This window comes from Bacillus sp. FSL R5-0576 (assembly GCF_038004765.1).
GTDB lineage: Bacteria > Bacillota > Bacilli > Bacillales > Bacillaceae > Bacillus > Bacillus subtilis.
Window position 1 is genome coordinate 65001 of record NZ_JBBORU010000001.1, and the last position, 7500, is coordinate 72500.

The window sequence follows — 7500 nt, forward strand, 5'->3', positions numbered from 1 at the left end:
GTTTGGGACCATGGGGTCGCAGGTTCGAATCCTGTCTTCCCGACCATTTTTTATGGGGCCTTAGCTCAGCTGGGAGAGCGCCTGCTTTGCACGCAGGAGGTCAGCGGTTCGATCCCGCTAGGCTCCACCAAAAGTTTTTAAAAAAAGTTGTTGACTTTGAAGAGGTGACATTGTATACTAATAAAGTTGCTTTAACAAAGCGGACAAAATGATCTTTGAAAACTAAACAAGACAAAACGTACCTGTTAATTCAGTTTTTAAAAATCGCACAGCGATGTGCGTAGTCAGTCAAACTACTTTATCGGAGAGTTTGATCCTGGCTCAGGACGAACGCTGGCGGCGTGCCTAATACATGCAAGTCGAGCGGACAGATGGGAGCTTGCTCCCTGATGTTAGCGGCGGACGGGTGAGTAACACGTGGGTAACCTGCCTGTAAGACTGGGATAACTCCGGGAAACCGGGGCTAATACCGGATGGTTGTTTGAACCGCATGGTTCAAACATAAAAGGTGGCTTCGGCTACCACTTACAGATGGACCCGCGGCGCATTAGCTAGTTGGTGAGGTAACGGCTCACCAAGGCAACGATGCGTAGCCGACCTGAGAGGGTGATCGGCCACACTGGGACTGAGACACGGCCCAGACTCCTACGGGAGGCAGCAGTAGGGAATCTTCCGCAATGGACGAAAGTCTGACGGAGCAACGCCGCGTGAGTGATGAAGGTTTTCGGATCGTAAAGCTCTGTTGTTAGGGAAGAACAAGTACCGTTCGAATAGGGCGGTACCTTGACGGTACCTAACCAGAAAGCCACGGCTAACTACGTGCCAGCAGCCGCGGTAATACGTAGGTGGCAAGCGTTGTCCGGAATTATTGGGCGTAAAGGGCTCGCAGGCGGTTTCTTAAGTCTGATGTGAAAGCCCCCGGCTCAACCGGGGAGGGTCATTGGAAACTGGGGAACTTGAGTGCAGAAGAGGAGAGTGGAATTCCACGTGTAGCGGTGAAATGCGTAGAGATGTGGAGGAACACCAGTGGCGAAGGCGACTCTCTGGTCTGTAACTGACGCTGAGGAGCGAAAGCGTGGGGAGCGAACAGGATTAGATACCCTGGTAGTCCACGCCGTAAACGATGAGTGCTAAGTGTTAGGGGGTTTCCGCCCCTTAGTGCTGCAGCTAACGCATTAAGCACTCCGCCTGGGGAGTACGGTCGCAAGACTGAAACTCAAAGGAATTGACGGGGGCCCGCACAAGCGGTGGAGCATGTGGTTTAATTCGAAGCAACGCGAAGAACCTTACCAGGTCTTGACATCCTCTGACAATCCTAGAGATAGGACGTCCCCTTCGGGGGCAGAGTGACAGGTGGTGCATGGTTGTCGTCAGCTCGTGTCGTGAGATGTTGGGTTAAGTCCCGCAACGAGCGCAACCCTTGATCTTAGTTGCCAGCATTCAGTTGGGCACTCTAAGGTGACTGCCGGTGACAAACCGGAGGAAGGTGGGGATGACGTCAAATCATCATGCCCCTTATGACCTGGGCTACACACGTGCTACAATGGACAGAACAAAGGGCAGCGAAACCGCGAGGTTAAGCCAATCCCACAAATCTGTTCTCAGTTCGGATCGCAGTCTGCAACTCGACTGCGTGAAGCTGGAATCGCTAGTAATCGCGGATCAGCATGCCGCGGTGAATACGTTCCCGGGCCTTGTACACACCGCCCGTCACACCACGAGAGTTTGTAACACCCGAAGTCGGTGAGGTAACCTTTTAGGAGCCAGCCGCCGAAGGTGGGACAGATGATTGGGGTGAAGTCGTAACAAGGTAGCCGTATCGGAAGGTGCGGCTGGATCACCTCCTTTCTAAGGATATTATACGGAATATAAGACCTTGGGTCTTATAAACAGAACGTTCCCTGTCTTGTTTAGTTTTGAAGGATCATTCCTTCGAAACGTGTTCTTTGAAAACTAGATAACAGTAGACATCACATTCAATTAGTAACACAAGATATCACATAGTGATTCTTTTTAACGGTTAAGTTAGAAAGGGCGCACGGTGGATGCCTTGGCACTAGGAGCCGATGAAGGACGGGACGAACACCGATATGCTTCGGGGAGCTGTAAGCAAGCTTTGATCCGGAGATTTCCGAATGGGGAAACCCACCACTCGTAATGGAGTGGTATCCATATCTGAATTCATAGGATATGAGAAGGCAGACCCGGGGAACTGAAACATCTAAGTACCCGGAGGAAGAGAAAGCAAATGCGATTCCCTGAGTAGCGGCGAGCGAAACGGGATTAGCCCAAACCAAGAGGCTTGCCTCTTGGGGTTGTAGGACACTCTATACGGAGTTACAAAAGAACGAGGTAGATGAAGAGGTCTGGAAAGGCCCGCCATAGGAGGTAACAGCCCTGTAGTCAAAACTTCGTTCTCTCCTGAGTGGATCCTGAGTACGGCGGAACACGTGAAATTCCGTCGGAATCCGGGAGGACCATCTCCCAAGGCTAAATACTCCCTAGTGACCGATAGTGAACCAGTACCGTGAGGGAAAGGTGAAAAGCACCCCGGAAGGGGAGTGAAAGAGATCCTGAAACCGTGTGCCTACAAGTAGTCAGAGCCCGTTAACGGGTGATGGCGTGCCTTTTGTAGAATGAACCGGCGAGTTACGATCCCGTGCAAGGTTAAGCAGAAGATGCGGAGCCGCAGCGAAAGCGAGTCTGAATAGGGCGCATGAGTACGTGGTCGTAGACCCGAAACCAGGTGATCTACCCATGTCCAGGGTGAAGTTCAGGTAACACTGAATGGAGGCCCGAACCCACGCACGTTGAAAAGTGCGGGGATGAGGTGTGGGTAGGGGTGAAATGCCAATCGAACCTGGAGATAGCTGGTTCTCTCCGAAATAGCTTTAGGGCTAGCCTCAAGGTAAGAGTCTTGGAGGTAGAGCACTGATTGGACTAGGGGCCCCTACCGGGTTACCGAATTCAGTCAAACTCCGAATGCCAATGACTTATCCTTGGGAGTCAGACTGCGAGTGATAAGATCCGTAGTCGAAAGGGAAACAGCCCAGACCGCCAGCTAAGGTCCCAAAGTATACGTTAAGTGGAAAAGGATGTGGAGTTGCTTAGACAACCAGGATGTTGGCTTAGAAGCAGCCACCATTTAAAGAGTGCGTAATAGCTCACTGGTCGAGTGACTCTGCGCCGAAAATGTACCGGGGCTAAACGTATCACCGAAGCTGCGGACTGTTCTTCGAACAGTGGTAGGAGAGCGTTCTAAGGGCTGTGAAGCCAGACCGGAAGGACTGGTGGAGCGCTTAGAAGTGAGAATGCCGGTATGAGTAGCGAAAGAGGGGTGAGAATCCCCTCCACCGAATGCCTAAGGTTTCCTGAGGAAGGCTCGTCCGCTCAGGGTTAGTCGGGACCTAAGCCGAGGCCGAAAGGCGTAGGCGATGGACAACAGGTTGATATTCCTGTACCACCTCCTCACCATTTGAGCAATGGGGGGACGCAGGAGGATAGGGTAAGCGCGGTATTGGATATCCGCGTCCAAGCAGTTAGGCTGGGAAATAGGCAAATCCGTTTCCCATAAGGCTGAGCTGTGATGGCGAGCGAAATATAGTAGCGAAGTTCCTGATTCCACACTGCCAAGAAAAGCCTCTAGCGAGGTGAGAGGTGCCCGTACCGCAAACCGACACAGGTAGGCGAGGAGAGAATCCTAAGGTGATCGAGAGAACTCTCGTTAAGGAACTCGGCAAAATGACCCCGTAACTTCGGGAGAAGGGGTGCTCTGTTAGGGTGCAAGCCCGAGAGAGCCGCAGTGAATAGGCCCAGGCGACTGTTTAGCAAAAACACAGGTCTCTGCGAAGCCGTAAGGCGAAGTATAGGGGCTGACGCCTGCCCGGTGCTGGAAGGTTAAGAGGAGCGCTTAGCGTAAGCGAAGGTGCGAATTGAAGCCCCAGTAAACGGCGGCCGTAACTATAACGGTCCTAAGGTAGCGAAATTCCTTGTCGGGTAAGTTCCGACCCGCACGAAAGGCGCAACGATCTGGGCACTGTCTCAACGAGAGACTCGGTGAAATTATAGTACCTGTGAAGATGCAGGTTACCCGCGACAGGACGGAAAGACCCCGTGGAGCTTTACTGCAGCCTGATATTGAATGTTGGTACAGCTTGTACAGGATAGGTAGGAGCCTTGGAAACCGGAGCGCTAGCTTCGGTGGAGGCATCGGTGGGATACTACCCTGGCTGTATTGACCTTCTAACCCGCCGCCCTTATCGGGCGGGGAGACAGTGTCAGGTGGGCAGTTTGACTGGGGCGGTCGCCTCCTAAAAGGTAACGGAGGCGCCCAAAGGTTCCCTCAGAATGGTTGGAAATCATTCGCAGAGTGTAAAGGCACAAGGGAGCTTGACTGCGAGACCTACAAGTCGAGCAGGGACGAAAGTCGGGCTTAGTGATCCGGTGGTTCCGCATGGAAGGGCCATCGCTCAACGGATAAAAGCTACCCCGGGGATAACAGGCTTATCTCCCCCAAGAGTCCACATCGACGGGGAGGTTTGGCACCTCGATGTCGGCTCATCGCATCCTGGGGCTGTAGTCGGTCCCAAGGGTTGGGCTGTTCGCCCATTAAAGCGGTACGCGAGCTGGGTTCAGAACGTCGTGAGACAGTTCGGTCCCTATCCGTCGCGGGCGCAGGAAATTTGAGAGGAGCTGTCCTTAGTACGAGAGGACCGGGATGGACGCACCGCTGGTGTACCAGTTGTTCTGCCAAGGGCATCGCTGGGTAGCTATGTGCGGACGGGATAAGTGCTGAAAGCATCTAAGCATGAAGCCCCCCTCAAGATGAGATTTCCCATTCCGCAAGGAAGTAAGATCCCTGAAAGATGATCAGGTTGATAGGTCTGAGGTGGAAGTGTGGCGACACATGGAGCTGACAGATACTAATCGATCGAGGACTTAACCATATTTTTGAATGATGTCACACCTGTTATCTAGTTTTGAGAGAACACTCTCAATTTGTTTGGTGGCGATAGCGAAGAGGTCACACCCGTTCCCATACCGAACACGGAAGTTAAGCTCTTCAGCGCCGATGGTAGTCGGGGGTTTCCCCCTGTGAGAGTAGGACGCCGCCAAGCAATTGCACGTTAGTGTAATTTTTTAAAAAAGTTGTTGACTTTGAAGAAGTGACGTTGTATACTAATAAAGTTGCTTTAACAAAGCGGACAAACAAAATGATCTTTGAAAACTAAACAAGACAAAACGTACCTGTTAATTCAGTTTTTAAAAATCGCACAGCGATGTGCGTAGTCAGTCAAACTACTTTATCGGAGAGTTTGATCCTGGCTCAGGACGAACGCTGGCGGCGTGCCTAATACATGCAAGTCGAGCGGACAGATGGGAGCTTGCTCCCTGATGTTAGCGGCGGACGGGTGAGTAACACGTGGGTAACCTGCCTGTAAGACTGGGATAACTCCGGGAAACCGGGGCTAATACCGGATGGTTGTTTGAACCGCATGGTTCAAACATAAAAGGTGGCTTCGGCTACCACTTACAGATGGACCCGCGGCGCATTAGCTAGTTGGTGAGGTAACGGCTCACCAAGGCAACGATGCGTAGCCGACCTGAGAGGGTGATCGGCCACACTGGGACTGAGACACGGCCCAGACTCCTACGGGAGGCAGCAGTAGGGAATCTTCCGCAATGGACGAAAGTCTGACGGAGCAACGCCGCGTGAGTGATGAAGGTTTTCGGATCGTAAAGCTCTGTTGTTAGGGAAGAACAAGTACCGTTCGAATAGGGCGGTACCTTGACGGTACCTAACCAGAAAGCCACGGCTAACTACGTGCCAGCAGCCGCGGTAATACGTAGGTGGCAAGCGTTGTCCGGAATTATTGGGCGTAAAGGGCTCGCAGGCGGTTTCTTAAGTCTGATGTGAAAGCCCCCGGCTCAACCGGGGAGGGTCATTGGAAACTGGGGAACTTGAGTGCAGAAGAGGAGAGTGGAATTCCACGTGTAGCGGTGAAATGCGTAGAGATGTGGAGGAACACCAGTGGCGAAGGCGACTCTCTGGTCTGTAACTGACGCTGAGGAGCGAAAGCGTGGGGAGCGAACAGGATTAGATACCCTGGTAGTCCACGCCGTAAACGATGAGTGCTAAGTGTTAGGGGGTTTCCGCCCCTTAGTGCTGCAGCTAACGCATTAAGCACTCCGCCTGGGGAGTACGGTCGCAAGACTGAAACTCAAAGGAATTGACGGGGGCCCGCACAAGCGGTGGAGCATGTGGTTTAATTCGAAGCAACGCGAAGAACCTTACCAGGTCTTGACATCCTCTGACAATCCTAGAGATAGGACGTCCCCTTCGGGGGCAGAGTGACAGGTGGTGCATGGTTGTCGTCAGCTCGTGTCGTGAGATGTTGGGTTAAGTCCCGCAACGAGCGCAACCCTTGATCTTAGTTGCCAGCATTCAGTTGGGCACTCTAAGGTGACTGCCGGTGACAAACCGGAGGAAGGTGGGGATGACGTCAAATCATCATGCCCCTTATGACCTGGGCTACACACGTGCTACAATGGACAGAACAAAGGGCAGCGAAACCGCGAGGTTAAGCCAATCCCACAAATCTGTTCTCAGTTCGGATCGCAGTCTGCAACTCGACTGCGTGAAGCTGGAATCGCTAGTAATCGCGGATCAGCATGCCGCGGTGAATACGTTCCCGGGCCTTGTACACACCGCCCGTCACACCACGAGAGTTTGTAACACCCGAAGTCGGTGAGGTAACCTTTTAGGAGCCAGCCGCCGAAGGTGGGACAGATGATTGGGGTGAAGTCGTAACAAGGTAGCCGTATCGGAAGGTGCGGCTGGATCACCTCCTTTCTAAGGATATTATACGGAATATAAGACCTTGGGTCTTATAAACAGAACGTTCCCTGTCTTGTTTAGTTTTGAAGGATCATTCCTTCGAAACGTGTTCTTTGAAAACTAGATAACAGTAGACATCACATTCAATTAGTAACACAAGATATCACATAGTGATTCTTTTTAACGGTTAAGTTAGAAAGGGCGCACGGTGGATGCCTTGGCACTAGGAGCCGATGAAGGACGGGACGAACACCGATATGCTTCGGGGAGCTGTAAGCAAGCTTTGATCCGGAGATTTCCGAATGGGGAAACCCACCACTCGTAATGGAGTGGTATCCATATCTGAATTCATAGGATATGAGAAGGCAGACCCGGGGAACTGAAACATCTAAGTACCCGGAGGAAGAGAAAGCAAATGCGATTCCCTGAGTAGCGGCGAGCGAAACGGGATTAGCCCAAACCAAGAGGCTTGCCTCTTGGGGTTGTAGGACACTCTATACGGAGTTACAAAAGAACGAGGTAGATGAAGAGGTCTGGAAAGGCCCGCCATAGGAGGTAACAGCCCTGTAGTCAAAACTTCGTTCTCTCCTGAGTGGATCCTGAGTACGGCGGAACACGTGAAATTCCGTCGGAATCCGGGAGGACCATCTCCCAAGGCTAAA

2 tRNA genes and 5 rRNA genes (2 of these 7 running past the window's edge) are annotated in these 7500 nt (G+C 52.2%); all 7 read left to right on the top strand.

Going from position 1 to position 7500, the window contains the following annotated elements:
- Window positions 1-46, top strand: a tRNA-Pro gene (locus NX903_RS00420) (it extends 31 nt beyond the left edge of the window).
- Window positions 47-54: 8 nt separating this feature from the next.
- Window positions 55-130: transfer RNA gene (locus NX903_RS00425), tRNA-Ala, on the top strand.
- 168 nt (window positions 131-298) lie between these two features.
- Window positions 299-1848: ribosomal RNA gene (locus NX903_RS00430) — 16S ribosomal RNA — on the top strand.
- Between the two features lie 170 nt (window positions 1849-2018).
- Window positions 2019-4946 (top strand): 23S ribosomal RNA (locus NX903_RS00435).
- A 55-nt stretch (window positions 4947-5001) separates the two neighbouring features.
- Window positions 5002-5117, top strand: a 5S ribosomal RNA gene (gene rrf, locus NX903_RS00440).
- A 186-nt stretch (window positions 5118-5303) separates the two neighbouring features.
- Window positions 5304-6853, top strand: a 16S ribosomal RNA gene (locus NX903_RS00445).
- A 170-nt stretch (window positions 6854-7023) separates the two neighbouring features.
- A 23S ribosomal RNA gene (locus NX903_RS00450) occupies window positions 7024-7500 on the top strand (it continues 2451 nt past the right edge of the window).
- The 16S, 23S and 5S rRNA genes sit together here with 2 tRNA genes alongside, the layout of an rRNA operon.